Consider the following 15,332-nt stretch of genomic DNA (forward strand, 5'->3'; position numbering starts at 1 on the left):
CAGGCGCGGCGTGACACCGCCCGCTCCCGACCCCGCCGGCCCGACCGCCCACCGCATGTTCAGGAGTCACGCGTGACCATCGACCCCACCACCGAGCCCACCACCGTGCGGGCCGACGGCCTGGCGCTGCGCTACGGCGGCACCCGTGCCCTCGACGGCGTCTCGCTGCGGCTGACGCGCGGTGTCACCGGGCTGCTCGGTCCCAACGGCGCCGGAAAGACCACCCTGCTGCGGGTGCTGGCCACGGCCGTACCCGCCGACGACGGCGAGTTCACCGCCCTCGGTCACGACCCCGGCACCGCCCCCGGCCGCCTCGCCCTGCGCCGCACGCTCGGCTACCTGCCCCAGACCCCCGGCTTCCACCCCGAGTTCACGGCCTTCGAGTTCGTCGACTACGTGGCGATCCTCAAGGAGCTGACCGACCGGGGCGCCCGCCACCGTGAGGTACGCCGTGTCCTGGACGCCGTCGACCTCTCCGACCTGCGCGGCAAGCGTCTCAAGCGGCTCTCCGGCGGCATGCGCCAGCGCGTCGCCCTGGCCGCGGCTCTCGTCGGCGACCCCGGCTTCCTCGTCCTGGACGAGCCGACCGTCGGCCTGGACCCCGAACAGCGCATGCGCTTCCGGGAACTGATCGCCCAGGCGGGCGAGGGACGCACGGTCCTGCTGTCCACGCACCAGACGGAGGACGTGGCGATGCTCTGCCACCGCGTCGTCGTCCTGGCCCGTGGACGCGTCCACTTCGAGGGCACCCCCGCCGACCTGACCGCCTGTGCGGCCGGCCGCGTCTGGAGCAGCGCGGAACGCGACCCGGACGCGCTGGCGGGCTGGCGCACCGGCCTGGGCACCTTCCGCAACATCGGTGACCCGCCGGCCGGCGCCGATCTGCTCGAACCCACCCTGGAGGACGGCTATCTGCTCGCCCTGGACGGCGAGAGCGCGGAGGTGACGGCATGAGCCGCACCACGACCGCCCCGGTCGCGGACCCGGCCGTCACGGTCGGCGAGCCCCCGCGCGAGGGCCGCCGCACCGCGGCCGTCCTCGCCCTGGCCCGCTTCGAGGCCCGTGAACTCCTGCTGCAGATCCAGATCCTGCTCTTCTTCGCCCTCTACGTCCTCCTCGTCGCCCTGCGCATGACGTTCCAGGAGGGCATGGACGCCTACCCGGTCCTCAACACGGTCGACCGTGCCGTCCAGTCGTCCCCGCTGCTGTTCGCCATCGCCGTCCTCGTCTGCACCAACGCGGCCGCGCTGCGCTCGCGCAAGAACCGCACGGCCGACCAGTTCGACGTCCTGGCCATGGAACCCTGGCGGCGCACCGTCGCCCAGGTGCTCTCCGTGATCCCGTTCGCGGCGCTCACCGCGGTCGTCGTCGCGGTGGAGTACACCCGGGAGGCGCTCAAGCCCGGCGCGATCGGCCACGGCTCGTTCGGCGAACTGGCCGTCGCCCCCCTGACGGTCTTGCTGGCCGGCGTCCTCGGAGTGCTGCTGGCCCGCGCCCTGCCCTCCGGCTTCGTCCCCATACTGTTCGTCATCGCCTTCTACCTGGCCACGGTCGTGCTCTCCACCCTCGCGGACGAGGGCACGTGGTGGGGCTGGCTCTCGCCGATCGTCCTCACCGCCGAGACCGGCGGCGACCCGGTCCCCTCCGATCTGCTCGGCCGCCCCGCCGACTGGCACGCCCTGTACATGCTGGGTCTGTGCGCCGTCGGGACCTGCGGGGCCCTGCTGCTCTCCGGCGGCCGCACCCGGGCCGTCAAGGCGGCGACCGCACTCGCGCTCGCCGTCACCGCGGCCGGCGTGATCGGCCAGGTGCCCCATGACTCGGCGGGCCTGGCGGAGGCACGCAGGACGGCGTCCGAGACCCCGGAGAAGGTCCAGTCCTGCAAGGAGTACGACGGCTCGACGTACTGCTCCTTCCCCGAGTGGACCGGCGTACGGGCCGACTGGGCCGCGGTCGTCGGGCGCGTCCGGTCCCTGGCGGGCGGCGCGGCCGCGGACACCGCCCTGACGGTCAGCCAGCGCATCGACACCAGCAGCGGTGTGGAGGCCGACGCCTACCTCGAGCCCTACTCCATCCCCGGCCGGGTCACGGTCGGCACCCGCTGGGGCGGCAACCGGATCCCCGAATTCGCGGTCGGCGTCGCCACGGTGCTCGTGGCCGGCACGGAGGAAGCCACGGTGGAGGACATGTGCGACGCCCGGCCGGTGACCATCATGTGGCTGGCCCTGGGCGGCGGACCCACCCCGATGGACACCTTCCAGCACGTCCGCCTGGACGACAGCACCACCGGCTCGGGAATAGTCCTGGCCCCGACGGATTCGCTGCACCTGACGGCCCACCAGACGGACGTCGTCCGGGAGCTCCTGCGGCGTCCCCGCGCCGAGGCGGCGGCCCGGGTCAAGGCCCACTGGACGGAACTGACGTCCGCGGCCACCACGACGGCCCAGGCCGCGAAGCTGCTGGGGGTCCCGGTGCCGAAGGGGGCGGAGTCGTGCGACGCGTCGTAAGAGGAGGACACATGAGCCGACGGGACATCCCGGCCGCCGTGCTCCGGTCCCTGGTGCCGCCGGTGTGGCGCGCCCTTCCGCGCCGGGCGCCGGCGGCCGCCGCGGCCCTGGGCCTGCTGCCGGCGGCGGCCACCCGCCTTTCGGACCACGCCCCGGACGCCGGCCTCGGCCTGTTCGTCCTGCGCCTGACCGCCCTCGGCGGAGCCGTCGGCCTGGCCTTCGTCCTGGACGACCCGGCCCGCGACACCTGCGCCACGACCCCGATAGGCCGCCCGGTCCGGACCGCCCTCCGCCTGGCCATGGCCGTGCCCCTCACCGCCCTCTGGTGGACGGCGGCCGTGCTGCTCGTGCCGTCCCCCACCCGGCCGCCCCTGCTCCCGGTCACGTTGCAGGCAGCGGCGATCAGCGCCGCCGCCCTCGCCCTCGCCACGACCGCCGTCCGTTTCACGGACAGGGCGGACGTGGGCAGGAGCGCGGCCGTCTGTCTGGGCACGGCAGCCGCGGTGACCGTCCTCGTACCCGACCGCTGGGGGCTGCTGGCCACCCCGGCCGACCCCTGGTGGCAGGCCGCGCAGGTGAGATGGGCGGCGGTCCTGCTGCTGACGGTGGCGGTGTGCGCGCTGTGGACCCCGGAGCCGCTGGGACGCCGGCCGGTACGCGGGCGGCGACGGACCGGGTGAGCCGCCCGGGCGGGCTCAGGCGGCCGGGGTGCCCTGGTGGAAGTACATCCGCCAGCCCGTCTCCGTCAGCCGCCACAAGGAGCTCCGCAGCGCCCGGCTGCCCTGGTTGTCGGCGTGGTACGTCAGATGGACGAGGCCGGGAGCGAGGAGGGTCCCGGACATCTCACTCACCTCGACCGGAGACTGCGGGGAGATGCCGCCCCCACTGGTCACCGTGAGGATCGACGTCACGTCCCAGCGGCGGCCGGAAGCCCCGATCTCGGTGAACTCCGGGTCCAGAAGCTCCAGCACCCGCTCCGGGGAGGCCCGTACCTCGGGATCGAGAAGCCGCAACTCGCCCTCGACGGCCGCCTGTACGGCCCGTTCCTGCTCATCAGTCATGGCCGGAAGCCTGGACATGCGGCACGCACGGCCCGACGAGCGAGCCCGGACCGGGCGGGGCTCAGGTCTCGGTGCGGTACATCAGGTCCGTCTCGTGCGTGACGAACCCGAGCCTCTCGTAGACCGACACCGCCGCCTTGTTGTCGGCGTCGACGTACAGCATCGCCGTGGGCAGACCCTGCGCCGCGAGATGCCGGAGGCCGATCGTGGTGAGGGACTTGCCGAGGCCGCCGCCCTGGGCGCCGGGAGCGACCCCGAGGACGTACACCTCGCCCAGCTGCTCCTCGGCGTGGACCTTGGTCCAGTGGAAGCCGACGAGTTCCTCGCCGCGGAAGGCGAGGAAGAAGCCGGCGGGGTCGAACCAGGGCTCGGCCTTGCGGTCGTCGAGGTCCCGCTGCACCAGGGAGCCCTGCTCGGGGTGGTGGGCGAAGGCGGCGGCGTTGACGGCGAGCCAGGCGTCGTCGTCCTGACCGGGGACGAAGGCGCGGACGGTGACACCCTCGGGCAGTACCGGGTCGGACAGATCGAGGTCGGCCAACGACCGCCGCATCTGGCGCAGTTCGCGGAACAGGGTCAGCCCGAGGACCTGGGCGAGATGGCGGGCGGCCGAGTGGCCGCCGTGGGCCCACACCCGCAGCCGCTTGCCGGAGGCGGCGAGCAGGGCGGCGCCGAGGGCGCGGCCGTGCCCGTGGCCGCGGTGCGAGGGGTGGACGACCAGCTCTGCGGCCGGCGCCTCGACGGGGTCGGTGTCCTCCAGCTGGGCGTAGCCGACGAGTTCGCCGCCGACGGTGAGGACCAGATGGGAGACGCCGTCGCGGGCGCCCCCGCGCAGCTGCAACCGGCCCTGTTCGGACACCGCCTGCTGGCCGTCCGCGCGGGCGGCCTCGGCGAGCAGGTCGAGCACGGCGTCGGTCTGTTCGGGGGAGAGTTCGGAGAGGGTCTCGATGGAGCGGGAGCCGTGGGGCCGTGCGATGTCGTCGCTGGTCATGCGTATGAGGGTAAGGGTCGGGCGCCGCAAAGTGGGGGCAAAGCGAAGGGCAAAGGGAAACCAGGATGTAACCACGAACCCCCTGTCGCGCTACGCGCGTTGACCTTAGGCTGCGCCGGACGGGGCCACCTACTTCAGCCATCCACAGGGGGGCGCATGCCAGCCACATCCCAGCCGGACCCGAGTCGCAGACGCCGTACGTACCGTCTGCTCGCGGCCGCCGCGACGCTCGCCACCGCGGGCGCGATGGCGGCCGCGCTCCCGGCGGACGCCCACGACTCCCAGCACGGCAAGCCGCTGCCGAGCCGCTACCAGGACGTGCAGCTGCTGTCCTTCAACGACCTGCACGGAAACCTGGAGCCCCCGTCCGGTTCCTCCGGGCGGGTCACCGAACTGCAGGCGGACGGTACGACGAAGACGATCGACGCCGGTGGTGTCGAGTACCTCGCGACCCATCTGCGCGAGGCGCGCAAGGGCAACGCGTACTCCATCACCGCGGCCGGCGGCGACATGGTCGGCGCCTCCCCGCTGATCTCGGGCCTGTTCCACGACGAGCCCACCGTCGAGGCGCTGAACAAGCTGGACCTGGACGTCACGTCCGTCGGCAACCACGAGTTCGACGAGGGCGCCAAGGAACTGTCCCGTCTTCAGTACGGCGGCTGCCATCCGACGGCCGGCTGCTACACGGACGAGGAGTTCGAGGGCGCCGACTTCCCGTACCTGGCGGCCAACGTCCTCGACGACAAGACCGGCAGGCCGATCCTGAAGCCGTACTGGGTCTGGAAGAAGAAGGACGTCAAGATCGGCTTCATCGGCGTGACGCTGGAGGACACCCCGGGCGTCGTCTCCGCCGAGGGCGTCAAGGGCCTGAAGTTCAAGGACGAGGTCGAGACGATCAACAAGTACGCCAAGGTGCTGCAGCGCCAGGGCGTGAAGTCGATCGTGGCGCTGATCCACGAGGGCGGCCAGCCCGCCTCGGGCGCGTACAACTACAACTGCGACTCCCCGGGCGCCGGTGACGGCATCTCAGGCCCGATCGTCGACATCGCGAAGAACATCACTCCGTCGGTGGACGCGCTGGTCACCGGCCACACGCACGCCGCGTACGTCTGCACGATCCCCGACCCGGCGGGCAAGCCGCGCATGGTCACCTCGGCCGCGTCCTTCGGCCGTCTCTACACGGACACCACGCTGACGTACGACCGCTTCACCGGCGACATCGCGCGTACGGCGGTGAAGTCGGCGAACCACGTGGTCACCCGGACCGTCGCCAAGGCGCCCGACATGACCGAGCTGATCGGCAAGTGGAACACCCTGGCGGCTCCCATCGGCAACCGCGCCATCGGCTACATCTCCGCCGACATCCCCAACACGGGCACCGAGTCCCCGATGGGTGACCTCATCGCGGACGCGCAGCTCGCGTACGGCAAGGGGCTCGACCCCGAGACCGACCTCGCGCTGATGAACCCCGGCGGTGTCCGGGCCGGCCTCACCTACGCGGCCAAGGGCACCGAGGGCGACGGTGTGGTGACGTACGCCGAGGGCTTCACCGTGCAGCCGTTCTCCAACACCGTGAACCTTCAGGACTTCACCGGCGCCCAGCTGATCCAGGTGCTCAAGGAGCAGGTCAGCGGGACGAACGCGAGCTCCCCGAAGATCCTCCAGCCGTCCGCCAACCTCACGTACACCCTGGACCTGACGAAGACCGGCGCCGACCGGGTCGTCACGGACTCCATCAAGGTGAACGGCACGGCCGTCGACCCGGCCGCCACCTACCGCATCGCGACGAACAGCTTCCTCGCGGGCGGCGGCGACGGCTTCACCACCCTGGGCCAGGGCACGGGCGACCTCGTCGGCACCGACGACCTCACCGCCCTGGAGCAGTACCTGACGGCCAACTCCTCGGCCGGCAGCCCGATCGCCCCGCCGGTGGCGAACCGGATCACGATCGTCAAGTAGTTCACGACTCCCTCCGCAGCGAGGCCGCCGCGTCACCGACGCGGCGGCCTCGTCGCATTTAAAGCCTGTGTGAGACCCCGTTTGGTTCCCGTCTCCGCCTGAAAACTCGTCTCAGCCGTAATTCATCGAGGTCTCAGCGGAATTGGCCTTTTCCGCTTCTCGTGTCCCGTAGTGTTTTCCATGTCGAAAGCGAACGACGCGAAAGCGAAGAGAGCGAACGACGCAGGGACAACTACGCAAGGAGAGAGCCATGAGCTTCCACAAGATCACCCCCGTCAAGAAGGCCCGCAAGACCGCTGTGGCCCCGGCTCCCAAGCCCGCCGCCAAGAAGAAGGCCGTGAAGAAGGTGACTCCGAAGCGCCGCCCGGTCTCCCATAAGGACTGAGTCGCAGTAGGAACTGTTGCAAAGCCGCGACAAATAAAAAGCACATAACCCGCACCTGTCGAACGGAGAGGTAATTCCCATGAGCTTCCACAAGATCGCCCCGGTGAAGAAGGCCCGCAAGACCGCTGCCGCCCCGGCGCCGAAGCCCGCCGCCAAGAAGAAGGCCGCCCCGAAGGTCACCCCGAAGCGCCGCCCGGTCGCGCACCAGGGCTGACGGGACGCCACGAGGCGGGGTCACCGGCATGAGCGTTCTCGTGCCGGCGGCCCCGCCTCGGCCTTGTCCCGACCCCGCCCCCCGCCCGTACGCGCCCCCGCCCGTACCGAACCCCCGCCCCGCACCCCTACTGGAAGGGAGCCGTCGACGATGAGGGAAGCCCGTGAGGCCTTCCGCCGCTTCTGGCCGCTGACCCGCGGCGACCGCAGGTGGATGCTGGTGATCGTGGCCTGCGTGGTCGTCTCCGCGCTCGCCGAGACCGCCGCCATCCTGCTGTTCGCCGAACTCACCGACAACGCCCTGAAGGCCGGCTCGCTCTCCGCCTTCTGGGGCCCGGCCGGCGCCTGGCTGGCCGTGGCCGCGTCCGGCGCCCTCGTCGGCTACCTGGGCAACTCACTGGCGACCTGGACGGCGGAACGATTCGTCCTGCGGCTGCGCGCGAGGACGTTCGCCCATGTCCAGGACCTGCCACCGCACTTCTTCCAGAGGCACCGCCGGGGCGACCTGGTGGAGCGGCTGACGGGAGACGTCGAGGCGATCGAGCAGCTGGTCGTGTCCGGGGTGGTGGGCACGGTCTCCGCGGCCTTCTCCGCCGTCTTCTACGCGGCCGCCGCCCTGTACCTGCGCTGGGACCTGGCCCTGGCCACCTTCCTCCTCGCCCCCCTGTTCCTCCTGGCCGCCCGCCGCTTCTCCGGACGCATCAAGCAGGCCTCGCAGGACGAACGGGTCGCGGACGGCGCGATCACCTCGGTGGTGGAGGAGTCCCTGGGCAACGTGGTCCTGACCCAGGCGTACAACCGGCGCGCCGACGAGGAGCGGCGCCTCGACCGCGAGGCGCGGGCCTGGATGCGGGCGAGCGTGCGCGGGGCGCGGCTCGGCGAGATGTACGAGCAGTTCGTGGAGGTCGTGGAAACCCTCTGCGTCCTGTCGGTGATCGGCCTCGGCGTCTGGGAGATCTCGGCCGGCCGCATGACCCTCGGCACCCTCCTCGCCTTCGCCGCCTTCATCGGCTACCTCTACCCCCCGGTCCGCAGCCTCGGCCAGCTCGGCCTGACGGTCACCGCGGCGACGGCGGGCGCCGACCGCATCGCCGAGATCCTCGACGCGCAGCCGGCCGTGCGGGATCCCGCGGAGCCGGTCCCGGCCTGGCCGGTCCACGGCTGGATCGGCTTCCACGACGTCACCTTCACCTACCCGGACACCCCCCGCCCCGCCCTCCGGAACGTCACCTTCGCCGCAGGACCCGGCGAACTGGTCCTGGTCACGGGCCCGAGCGGAGCCGGCAAGTCGACTCTCGCCAAGCTCCTCACCCGTTTCTACGACCCCGAGGGGGGCGCGATCTGCCTGGACGGCGTCCCCCTGACGGACGTACCCCTGGAGTTCGCCCGGGAGAACATCGCGCTCCTGCCGCAGCAGACGCTCGTCCTCAACGGCACGATCCGCGAGAACATCGCGTGCGGCCGCCCCGGCGCCACGGACCGGGAGATCGAGCAGGCGGCCCGGGCCGCCGCCGCCCACGACTTCGTCGCCGCCCTTCCCGACGGCTACGCCACCCCCGTCGCCCCCGGCACCGCCGCCCTCTCCGGCGGCCAGCTCCAGCGCATCGCCATCGCCCGCGCCATGCTCCGCGCGGCCCCGGTCCTCGTCCTGGACGAACCCACCGCCGGCCTCGACTCCGTGGCGGCCCGTCAGATCGTGCAGCCCCTGCGCCGCCTGATGGCAGGCCGTACGACGATCATGATCACCCACGACCTCAGCCTCGCCCCCGATGCCGACCGTGTCCTCGTCGTGGACGGGGGCCGCCTGATCGACGCCGGCACACACGACGAGCTGATCACCCGCTGCCCGGCCTACGCCCGGCTGGCCGAACCCTGGCCGGGCGCCCCCACCGCCCCCCACCCGGCGGAGGACACCCTCGTGCTGAGGCTGTAGCCGTCCGCGCCGCCTACCCCGCCCGCAGCATGTACCCGAGGCCCCGCACCGTCTGGATCAGCCGTGGCCGGCCGCCGGTCTCCGTCTTCCGGCGGAGGTACATGACGTAGACGTCGAGGGTGTTGGAGGCGGGTTCGAAGTCGAAGCCCCAGACGTCGTGCAGGATCTGGGCGCGGCTGAGGACCTTGGCGGGGTGGCGCAGGAGGTACTCCAGGAGGGAGTGCTCGGTGCGGGTGAGGTCGAGGGGGAGGCCCGCCCGGGTGACCGTGCGGGTGGCGAGGTCCATGGTGAGGTCGTGGAAGGTGAGGAGGCCGGGCGCGGCGGGCCGAGGGGGCGGGGGTGTGCGGCGGGCGGCGCGGCGCAGGAGGGCGCGGACCCGGGCCAGGAGTTCCTCGCCGGCGAAGGGCTTCATCAGGTAGTCGTCCGCGCCGTTGTCCAGGGCGACGATGCGGTCGCCCACGGCGTCCCGGCCGGTGATCATCAGGATCGGGACGGTGCTGCCGGAGGCCCGGATGCGGCGGGTCGCGGCCAGGCCGTCGAGGCCGGGCATGGTGACGTCCATCAGGACGAGGTCGGGTGCGCCGCCGGGGGCGGTGACCAGGTCGAGGGCGAGCCGTCCGTCGCCGGCGAGGACGGTCTCGTATCCCTCGAACCTGAGCAGTCTGCCGATGCCTTCCCGGACGTCCGCGTCGTCGTCGGCGAGCAGGATCCTGCCCGCCGTGTTCGTCGTCGTGCCCCCCGCCGATGGATTGACCATTCCTTCACGGTGGGGCGGAGGGCTGTGGCCGAGCTGGCAATGGGGTGTGGCTGGGCTGGGATCAGGACGCGGACGGGGTCCAGCCGCCCAGCCAGTCCGCCACCTCCTGGTCGGCGGCCTGGGCGGCGGTCAGCTGGGGGCGGTCGCCGCTCGCGCTGCCCGCGCCCGCGCCGGTGTTCTGGTACTCGGCGAAGCGGTCGTCCTTCCAGGAGAAGCCGCTCATGTCGGTCCACGGCGTGGTCCTGACCGCGGCGCTCAGGCTGGTGTTGCGGACGGTGGTCTGCGGGTCGAGGCTCGCGTCACCGCCGGCGTGCCAGGGGCGGCCCAGGTAGAAGCTGCGGTCGGACACGTCCCCGTTCACCGTCGAGTTGGCGATCAGGATGCCCTTCCGGCCGGCGGCCGTGCTGGGGGCCGTGACGTAGCCGGCCGAGGTGCCGTTCCAGCGCTTCTTCAGCGTGATGACGGACTTGTCGATGACGGCGGTCGCGCGGCCGAAGACGAAGTCGACGTTGCCGATCACATAGGAGTTGCTCATGTAGACCCGGCCGAGCTTGTCCTTGGCGGCGGTGTCCACCAGCAGGGTGTCCTGGTCGCCGCTGACGATCACACCGTCGAGGAAGACCTTGTCGGCGGCGGTGCGCAGGGCGACGGCCTGCTGGCTGATGTCCTGGTGCGCGGCCTCGTCGAAGTCGTTGGAGATCGTCAGGTTACGGGCCTGGAAGTCGTCGGCCTCGACGGCGACGGTGGCGCTGCCCCCGGTGCCGTACGTGCCCGAACCGTCGGGCTTCTGGGTGCCCGACGCGTTGTTGTAGACGATCACCGTGTCCTTGCGGCTGCCGCCGGTGCCCTGGATGGTGACGTGCGGCTTGTTGGACGGCACCTTGACCAGTTCCCGGTAGGTGCCCGGCTTCACCGCGATCACCACGCGGGAGGGGTTGTTCACCGGTACGGCGTTCACCGCGGCCTGCACGGTCGAGTACTGGCCGCTGCCGTCCTTGGTGACGGTGAGCGTGGTGGCGGCGGCCGCCTTCGCGGTGGCGGCCGTCGTGCCGAGGGAAGCGCGCGGCCCGGCGCCGGACTTGAGGAGCGAGGGGACGTCGGCGGCCTTGTCGAGGGTGTAGGAGTAGTACGTCTTCGGGTTCCAGGCGGCGCCCGTGCCGCCGCTCTCGTTCCGCCCGCTCGTGCCGGAGAAGACGTTGCCGCGCTGGACGAGCGTGGCCGTGCTGTCCCGGATCACGGGGTTGGCCGTGCCCTGGAAGTAGGAGTTCTCCAGCAGCATGTTCGTCCTGCCGCGCGAGTAGTTGCCGTAGGAGGACTTGATGGTGGTGCCGGCCTCGTCCTCCAGGAAGTTGTTGTAGAGGTGCGCGTGGGCGACGTTGTCCGTGGAGGGGTTGCGCTGCTCGGTCTCGCGGATCCAGTTGTGGTGGAGGGTGAGGTCCGCGGTGACGTTGTCGGTCCAGCCGATGCCGAAGGCCTTGTTCTCCTGGCTGAGCTTGTTCCAGGAGACGGTCAGGTAAGTGGTGTCCTTCCGGCTGTCGATCAGCCCGTCGGCCATGTGCCGGATGTCGTTGTGGTCGATCCAGACGTGGTGGGCGCCGTCCATCTGGATGCCGTCGTAGTCGTGTTCCTTGTCGTTCCAGACACCCTGGTACGCGTCCCGGATGGTGAGGTTCCGGATGATCACGTTGTGGACGCCCTGGCCGAGGAAGAAGCCGCCGCCCACGATCTGCCCGGACGTACCGGAGCCGATGATCGTCTTGTCCGACTGGACCTTGATCTCTTTTCCGACCGGGTCCATGGTGATCGTCGCGGCGACGACGATGACGTACGGCTCGGAGGCGGTGGCGTACTTCTCGAGGTCGGCGAGGGTCTTCACGGTGACGGTCTTGCCGTCCCGGCCGCCGTACGTCCCGTTCTGGCCCAGGGCGTTGACGGAGGCGAAGCCGTCGGCGGTGGCGGTGGCCCAGGCGGGGGCGGCGGTCGCGGCCGACGCCCTGCGCTGTGCGTCGGCACCGAAGAGGCCCAGGTCCGTGCCGTAGGCGAGGGTGGCGGCGGCCGTCAGGACGAGCGGGACACCGGCGGCCAGGGCGGTGCGGCGCTTGCGGTGCCGGGGAGGGGGCGTGCGGCGGGCGTCGCTCATGCTTGGGGTTCCGTTCCGTGGAGGGGACCACCCGTGGGGGGTGTGGGTCGGGGGGTGGTCGCCGCAAGGCGCGGAAAAGTTGCCGCGTCCGTGGGATTTTCGGCGATCCGGGCCTGGTGGGACACGACCGGGTGAAGCGGCGGAGCAGACGGCCGAGAGGCTGGCGGCCGACCGGCAGGTCGCCCGGGAGGTGATCGGCGTCGATATCAGCGACGAGGAGTTCGAGCGGGCACCCGATGTGCTCGGCAACATCTACCGGATCGCCGCCGGGAAGGTACGTGCGGCGCGAGGCGCAGTCGCGTGATCATTCTGGACACCGGTGCCACCCGCGCCCTCGCCGAGGGGCACAAGACGCTGAACCTGCTCGCCGGCAACATGGCCCGCACCCCGGGTGACCTCCTCCGGATTCCCGCCCTCTGTCTCATGCGGGCGGAATCGGAGGACGCGGGCGCTTCGCACCGAGTGCTCTCGTACTCCTCGGTCGTCGTCGACCCCCTTGACGCCGTCTCCTCGGTGACTGTCGGGACCATGATCCGGGATGGTTACGGTGGCGCTGACACCTGCCATGCCCTGTATTGCGCGCTGCCGCGCGCCGAGTTCACGGGGATGCCGATCCTGCTCACGGACCGGGAGCAGAACTACCCGCCGGGCGTGGTCACGGTCGGCATCGACTCCCCAGGCATGCTCGGCTTCCACTGAGACACGGCGGGGACGACCACATGCCGTGGCCGTCCCGCTGCGCCGTCGCCCGTCGCCCGTCGCCTGTCGCCCGTCGTGGACGCGGAGGCGTCCACCCCTGCTGACCGCGACACGGAGTATGTCGTGGACTCGACTGCCTTGGTCAGCGCGAAACGCACTGCTCTGGCTACGGCGCCTCCGGCGGAGCCGTCGGCGCGCCCGGCAGGCGTACGGTCGCCACCGTGCCGCCGCCCTGGGCGCGGGCCAGGGTGACGTCGCCGCCGGCCTGTTCGACCGTGCGGGCGACGATGGAGAGGCCGAGGCCCGAGCCGGGGAGGGCGCGGGCGCTGGGGGAGCGCCAGAAGCGGTCGAAGACGTGCGGGAGTTCGTCCTCGGGGATGCCGGGGCCGTGGTCGCGGACGGTCAGGGTGCCGCCGGTCAGCTGGACGTCGATCGTGCCGCCGTCGGGGCTGAACTTCACCGCGTTGTCCAGGATGTTGACCACCGCGCGCTCCAGCGCGGCGGGCTCCGCCCTCGTGAACCAGGGCTCCAGATGCGCGTTGATCGTCAGCTCGGGGCCGCGCAGCCGGGCCCGGCGCAGGGCCGCCTCGACGGTGTCCTCCAGGGACACCACCTGGACGCGTTCCCCGCGCTGGCCCTCCGAACGGGACAGCTCCTGGAGGTCGCCGATGAGCGAGGCCAGCTCCGTCATCTGCGCCTTGACCGAGGCGAGGAGCGCCTTGCGGTCGGCGGCGGGGATCGGGCGGCCCGTCTCCTCGCTGCGGGTGAGGAGTTCGATGTTCGTACGGAGGGAGGTGAGGGGGGTGCGGAGTTCGTGCCCGGCGTCCGCGATCAGCTGCTGCTGGAGCTCGCGGGAGTTGGCGAGGGAGGCGGTCATCGAGTTGAAGGAGCGGGAGAGGCGGGCGATCTCGTCCTCACTGTCGTCCTCCACGGGGATGCGCACACTCAGGTCCTCGGTACGGGCGACGTGCTCCACGGCTTCGGTGAGTTTGTCGACGGGGCGGAGACCTGCGCGGGCGACTGCGAGGCCGGCTGCGCCGGCGCCGACGACGCCTATCCCGGAGACGAGGAGGAGGATCAGGGCAAGGTCGTTGAGGGTGGACTTGGTGCCTTCCAGCGATACGGCGATGCTGATGGCGACGTAGGACTGCTCTCCCGTGCCGGGGTCCTGGGCGGGCTGCGGCACGGTCATCACCCGGACCGGCGTACCGTCGTCGGCCGTGCCGTTGCGGATGACGCCTCGGCTGGAAGCGCCGTTCTTGATGACTTCCTTGTCGGCTTGGGTGACCTTGATCGCGCCGAGGGAGTCGTCGGTGACACAGGCGGTGCCGTCCGACGTGACCACCTGGGTGTACAGGTTGCGGAACGGCCTCGGACTCTCCGGGTCCTTCGTACAGTTGGTGAGCGCGTTCTGCATCTGCACCCAGTTCCCGGGCTTCATCCGGGCGGCCTGCTCAAGGTCGTCGTTCACCTGCTCGTACAACTTCCCCTGCACGATGAACCAACAGGTCACCGAAACCGCCGCCACCGCGAACGCCACAGCGGCAGCGACCAGCATCGACAGCCGCGCCCGAATCGGAAGCGTCCGGAAGCGGCGTACCAGCTTCTTCACTCCGCCCCACCCTGTCGCAACACGTATCCCACGCCCCGCACCGTGTGCACGAGACGCGGTTCGCCGCCCGCCTCGGTCTTGCGGCGGAGGTACATCACATAGACGTCGAGGGAGTTGGAGGACGGCTCGAAGTCGAAGCCCCAGACCGCCTTGAGGATCTGCTCGCGGGTGAGGACCTGGCGCGGGTGGGCCATGAACATCTCCAGGAGGGTGAACTCCGTGCGGGTCAGTTCGACCGGGCGCCCGCCCCGCGTGACCTCGCGCGTCGCGAGGTCCATGCGCAGGTCGGCGAAGGTGAGGGCCTCGTCCTCCTCGGCCGCCGCCGCGTCGGCCGCCGCCGCGTAGGAGCTGCGGCGCAGCAGGGCGCGTACGCGGGCGAAGAGCTCGTCCAGTTCGAACGGCTTGACCAGGTAGTCGTCGGCGCCCGCGTCGAGGCCGGTGACGCGGTCGCCGACCGTGTCGCGCGCCGTGAGCATCAGGATCGGGGTGGTGTCGCCGGCCCCGCGGATCCGGCGGGCGGCGGTGAGGCCGTCCATGCGCGGCATCTGGATGTCGAGGACGACCAGGTCGGGGCGGTAGGCCGTCGCCTTCTCCAGGGCGTCGGCGCCGTCGACGGCGACCTGCGTGTCGTAGCCCTCGAAGGCGAGGCTGCGCTGGAGTGCTTCGCGCACCGCCGGCTCGTCGTCGACGATCAGGATGCGCTGGGTGTCACGGTCGCCTTCGGCGGGGCTCATGGGCGTGGATCCTCGGGTGCGGTGGGAAGGGCGGGAGACGGGGAGGTGCTGAACGGATTCAGCCTCGCATGCCTCCCGGCCGGCGCGTAAAGAGGGAGAGCGGCGTGAGATCAGCCGCGCATCGCCGTGAGGCGGTTCAGCGGCACCTTGCGGCGGTGCGGGCGGGCGGCGGTGGTGCGCAGGCCCATCATCTCGGGGGCCGCGGCCACCTCGGGGGCCCGCACCGCCGGCTGCCGCACCGGGGTGTGCAGCTCGTACGCCACGTCGAGGGCCAGGGCGAGGTCGGCCGCGCCGACGCCGGTCACCGTGTGCGAAACCTGCTTGATCATGACGTACTCCCTACG

Annotated in this window: 15 protein-coding genes; 8 read left to right on the forward strand and 7 right to left on the reverse strand. The window is 71.5% G+C overall.

The features are described from left to right. Positions 1-72: 72 nt before the first annotated feature. The 3 genes from ACFY30_RS07605 to ACFY30_RS07615 are packed head-to-tail and all read left to right on the forward strand — an operon-like array spanning position 73 to position 3,187. Positions 73-954, forward strand: coding sequence for an ABC transporter ATP-binding protein (locus ACFY30_RS07605; RefSeq protein ID WP_390844243.1), 882 nt, complete (start codon positions 73-75; stop codon positions 952-954). After that, positions 951-2,507 carry an ABC transporter permease gene (locus ACFY30_RS07610; RefSeq protein WP_390844244.1) on the forward strand — a complete coding sequence of 519 codons (1,557 nt, stop codon included), beginning with the start codon at positions 951-953 and terminating at the stop codon, positions 2,505-2,507. Before ACFY30_RS07605 ends, ACFY30_RS07610 begins: the two co-directional genes overlap by 4 nt. An 11-nt stretch (positions 2,508-2,518) precedes the next feature. Then, complete coding sequence (locus ACFY30_RS07615; RefSeq protein ID WP_390844245.1) at positions 2,519-3,187, forward strand: ABC transporter; 669 nt, start codon at positions 2,519-2,521, stop codon at positions 3,185-3,187. 15 nt (positions 3,188-3,202) lie between these two features. On the opposite strand, the gene ACFY30_RS07620 is transcribed toward ACFY30_RS07615, so the two are convergent. Together ACFY30_RS07620 and mshD are read right to left on the reverse strand one after the other, a co-directional pair. After that, a complete protein-coding gene (locus ACFY30_RS07620) occupies positions 3,203-3,568 on the reverse strand; it encodes a DUF4440 domain-containing protein (protein ID WP_390844246.1) in 366 nt (121 codons plus the stop codon). 61 nt (positions 3,569-3,629) lie between these two features. Beyond that, a complete protein-coding gene (gene mshD / locus ACFY30_RS07625) occupies positions 3,630-4,556 on the reverse strand; it encodes a mycothiol synthase (RefSeq protein WP_390844247.1) in 927 nt (308 codons plus the stop codon). Between the two features lie 156 nt (positions 4,557-4,712). Between mshD and ACFY30_RS07630 the strand changes: the two genes are divergently transcribed. From ACFY30_RS07630 to ACFY30_RS07645, 4 genes are all read left to right on the forward strand, one after another. Beyond that, positions 4,713-6,515, forward strand: coding sequence for a bifunctional metallophosphatase/5'-nucleotidase (locus ACFY30_RS07630; protein ID WP_390844248.1), 1,803 nt, complete (start codon positions 4,713-4,715; stop codon positions 6,513-6,515). A 250-nt stretch (positions 6,516-6,765) separates the two neighbouring features. After that, positions 6,766-6,900 carry a hypothetical protein gene (locus ACFY30_RS07635; RefSeq protein WP_390844249.1) on the forward strand — a complete coding sequence of 45 codons (135 nt, stop codon included), beginning with the start codon at positions 6,766-6,768 and terminating at the stop codon, positions 6,898-6,900. Between the two features lie 79 nt (positions 6,901-6,979). Further along, the gene (locus tag ACFY30_RS07640; protein WP_390844250.1) at positions 6,980-7,114 is read left to right on the forward strand and encodes a hypothetical protein; all 135 of its coding nucleotides are present in this window, start codon (positions 6,980-6,982) and stop codon (positions 7,112-7,114) included. 150 nt (positions 7,115-7,264) lie between these two features. Beyond that, positions 7,265-9,046, forward strand: a complete 1,782-nt coding sequence (locus tag ACFY30_RS07645) for an ABC transporter ATP-binding protein (RefSeq protein ID WP_390844251.1) — start codon at positions 7,265-7,267, stop codon at positions 9,044-9,046. Between the two features lie 13 nt (positions 9,047-9,059). Here ACFY30_RS07645 and ACFY30_RS07650 read toward each other — a convergent pair whose 3' ends face one another. Both ACFY30_RS07650 and ACFY30_RS07655 read right to left on the reverse strand, forming a co-directional pair. Beyond that, positions 9,060-9,803: a response regulator transcription factor gene (locus ACFY30_RS07650; protein ID WP_390844252.1), complete on the reverse strand. Its 744-nt coding sequence runs from the start codon at positions 9,801-9,803 to the stop codon at positions 9,060-9,062. 61 nt (positions 9,804-9,864) lie between these two features. Then, complete coding sequence (locus ACFY30_RS07655) at positions 9,865-11,943, reverse strand: pectinesterase family protein (RefSeq protein ID WP_390844253.1); 2,079 nt, start codon at positions 11,941-11,943, stop codon at positions 9,865-9,867. A 300-nt stretch (positions 11,944-12,243) separates the two neighbouring features. On the opposite strand from ACFY30_RS07655, the gene ACFY30_RS07660 reads away from it, so the two are divergent. Next, a complete protein-coding gene (locus tag ACFY30_RS07660; RefSeq protein WP_390844254.1) occupies positions 12,244-12,642 on the forward strand; it encodes a hypothetical protein in 399 nt (132 codons plus the stop codon). Between the two features lie 166 nt (positions 12,643-12,808). Here the strand turns inward: ACFY30_RS07660 and ACFY30_RS07665 are convergent, their stop codons facing one another. From ACFY30_RS07665 to ACFY30_RS07675, 3 genes are all read right to left on the reverse strand, one after another. After that, positions 12,809-14,254 carry an ATP-binding protein gene (locus tag ACFY30_RS07665; protein WP_390844255.1) on the reverse strand — a complete coding sequence of 482 codons (1,446 nt, stop codon included), beginning with the start codon at positions 14,252-14,254 and terminating at the stop codon, positions 12,809-12,811. After that, positions 14,251-14,988 (reverse strand): response regulator transcription factor, encoded by a 738-nt coding sequence (locus tag ACFY30_RS07670; protein ID WP_390844257.1) that lies wholly within the window; start codon positions 14,986-14,988, stop codon positions 14,251-14,253. The genes ACFY30_RS07665 and ACFY30_RS07670 overlap by 4 nt, the downstream gene beginning before the upstream one ends. A gap of 110 nt (positions 14,989-15,098) precedes the next feature. After that, entirely contained in the window at positions 15,099-15,317 is a 219-nt protein-coding gene (locus ACFY30_RS07675) for a hypothetical protein (RefSeq protein WP_390660562.1), read from the reverse strand. Between the last annotated feature and the right edge of the window lie 15 nt (positions 15,318-15,332).

It is taken from the genome of Streptomyces sp. NPDC000345, assembly GCF_042898825.1.
Classification (GTDB): Bacteria; Actinomycetota; Actinomycetes; order Streptomycetales; family Streptomycetaceae; genus Streptomyces.

Bases quoted from the DNA above. Each gene is read 5' to 3' on its own strand.
- ACFY30_RS07640 (WP_390844250.1), top strand. From the start codon at position 6,980: ATGAGCTTCCACAAGATCGCCCCGGTGAAGAAGGCCCGCAAGACCGCT.
- ACFY30_RS07670 (WP_390844257.1), bottom strand. From the start codon at position 14,988: ATGAGCCCCGCCGAAGGCGACCGTGACACCCAGCGCATCCTGATCGTC.
- ACFY30_RS07630 (WP_390844248.1), top strand. From the start codon at position 4,713: ATGCCAGCCACATCCCAGCCGGACCCGAGTCGCAGACGCCGTACGTAC.
- ACFY30_RS07635 (WP_390844249.1), top strand. From the start codon at position 6,766: ATGAGCTTCCACAAGATCACCCCCGTCAAGAAGGCCCGCAAGACCGCT.
- ACFY30_RS07615 (WP_390844245.1), top strand. From the start codon at position 2,519: ATGAGCCGACGGGACATCCCGGCCGCCGTGCTCCGGTCCCTGGTGCCG.
- ACFY30_RS07645 (WP_390844251.1), top strand. From the start codon at position 7,265: ATGAGGGAAGCCCGTGAGGCCTTCCGCCGCTTCTGGCCGCTGACCCGC.
- ACFY30_RS07655 (WP_390844253.1), bottom strand. From the start codon at position 11,943: ATGAGCGACGCCCGCCGCACGCCCCCTCCCCGGCACCGCAAGCGCCGC.
- ACFY30_RS07650 (WP_390844252.1), bottom strand. From the start codon at position 9,803: ATGGTCAATCCATCGGCGGGGGGCACGACGACGAACACGGCGGGCAGG.
- mshD (WP_390844247.1), bottom strand. From the start codon at position 4,556: ATGACCAGCGACGACATCGCACGGCCCCACGGCTCCCGCTCCATCGAG.
- ACFY30_RS07675 (WP_390660562.1), bottom strand. From the start codon at position 15,317: ATGATCAAGCAGGTTTCGCACACGGTGACCGGCGTCGGCGCGGCCGAC.
- ACFY30_RS07610 (WP_390844244.1), top strand. From the start codon at position 951: ATGAGCCGCACCACGACCGCCCCGGTCGCGGACCCGGCCGTCACGGTC.
- ACFY30_RS07620 (WP_390844246.1), bottom strand. From the start codon at position 3,568: ATGACTGATGAGCAGGAACGGGCCGTACAGGCGGCCGTCGAGGGCGAG.